This window comes from Vibrio sp. S234-5 (assembly GCF_000960595.1).
Classification (GTDB): Bacteria; Pseudomonadota; Gammaproteobacteria; order Enterobacterales; family Vibrionaceae; genus Vibrio.
The window spans coordinates 1-948 of the sequence record NZ_JZAM01000469.1 but is presented as its reverse complement, the minus strand read 5'-3'; the positions used below and the strand labels follow the sequence as shown (position 1 = coordinate 948).

Genomic DNA, 948 nt, shown 5'->3' with positions numbered 1-948 from the left:
AAAATATAACAATGCGTTCAAGTGGGACTTGGCACGCGTGGCATTTTCAGTTTGCGTTGAGTTTTGTGGTTACGGTACTGTGCGGTAGCTTTTTTATTGCGTGCCTGCGCCCCTTAACGCGGCGTTAGGAATATTGAAATGAAGCAACATAGTGTACAAGAAGCATACTTAAAATCCTTTGAAGATAATGGCCGCATCTGGGCTCATGAAATGGCGACAAAACCTCCACGTCATATACCAGCAAAAAAATGCACTATGGAGGTTGATTTTCAGAATCACGATACCGAGCACTTTCAAAATCGAAATATTGAGAAGCCAGCAATTGAAGTTATACGTGCTCTACAAAAAGGTGAACCGATAGACAACGATAAGGCCGAAAAGCTATTTATGTGGTCTGAACTTCATTTATTGAGGAATCAAAAGTTTAGGTCATATGACGAAATGGACTATTCTAAAAATTATCATTATCTGACCGAAATTGAATCTAAGTTTCGTAGATACTTTTGCTATTTATCTGTTTATAGGTGTTCTGGTGAAGAGTATTTTATAACATCAGATAACCCAGTAATGGATCTTTCTGTTAATGGTTTTTTGGTACGGATCTTTTCTTTGTCACCAGATTGTTTGGTGTTGATGTCACCGATTCCCGAACTTTTGAAAACAGACATTAGTTTTCCAGAAATGGTTAACTCGTCACTATATGCTAATAGGTATAAGTATGTGTTTAGCAATAGGAGAGTTTTGCCTCTGGAAAGTTACGAACTTAATGCTACGAAATTCAGGCTAAAAGGTTCATTAACAACTCAAAGGTTTGTGGGCTAATATTCCTAACAAACGCTTCAAGAGGGACAGCCAACGCGCGGCATTTTTATTATGCGTTGGTTTTTGTGGTTACGGTGTTATGCGGTAAGTTGGTAGTAGCGTTGGCTGCCCCTTAAGCGGGCGTTA

The 948-nt window shown here is 39.1% G+C and carries 1 protein-coding gene; it reads left to right on the top strand.

What is annotated here, in order from left to right:
- Positions 1–138 precede the first annotated feature (138 nt).
- Positions 139–822 carry a DUF4238 domain-containing protein gene (locus tag UF06_RS23085; protein ID WP_045572547.1) on the top strand — a complete coding sequence of 228 codons (684 nt, stop codon included), beginning with the start codon at positions 139–141 and terminating at the stop codon, positions 820–822.
- Positions 823–948: the final 126 nt, after the last annotated feature.